Origin of the sequence: Pseudonocardia sp. EV170527-09 (genome assembly GCF_008369905.1) — a bacterium.
Classification (GTDB): domain Bacteria; phylum Actinomycetota; class Actinomycetes; order Mycobacteriales; family Pseudonocardiaceae; genus Pseudonocardia.
On the sequence record NZ_VRMC01000353.1, the window covers coordinates 1 to 427 of the forward strand.

Annotated in this window: 1 protein-coding gene; it reads right to left on the reverse strand. The window is 67.4% G+C overall.

Annotation, left to right across the window (positions count from 1 at the left end; translation table 11 throughout):
- On the reverse strand, positions 1-427 hold a 427-nt coding region (locus FVA95_RS29465), incomplete at both ends, for an ATP-binding protein (protein WP_149666952.1).

A 427-nucleotide genomic window follows, 5' to 3' on the forward strand; every position in this document is an offset into this window, starting at 1 on the left:
CCTCGGTGTCGAACGGGATGTAGCCGACCTCATCGATCACGATGAGCCCGTAGCGGGAGATCTTGCGCAATTCGGCGTCAAGGCGGTTGGTGCGGTGCGCTTCGGCCAGCCGGGTGATCCAGCCGGTGGCCGGTGCGAACGCCACCCGGTGCCCGGCATGGGCAGCGGCGATCGCCAGTGCGGTGGCCAGATGCGTCTTGCCGGTGCCCGGCGGGCCGAGCAGGACGATGTTGCGGGCTTCAGAAAGCCAGCCGCCAGCTTCCAGGCGGGCGATCTGGGCGCGGTCCACGGCGGGTTGGGCGGTGAAGTCGAAGTCGGTGATCGTCTTGATAGCCGGGAATCCCGCGTATCGGATCCGTTGGCGGGCACCGGATTCCGCGCGAGCATTGGATTCCACCGCCAGGACCGCTCCAAGGTAGTCCTCTAG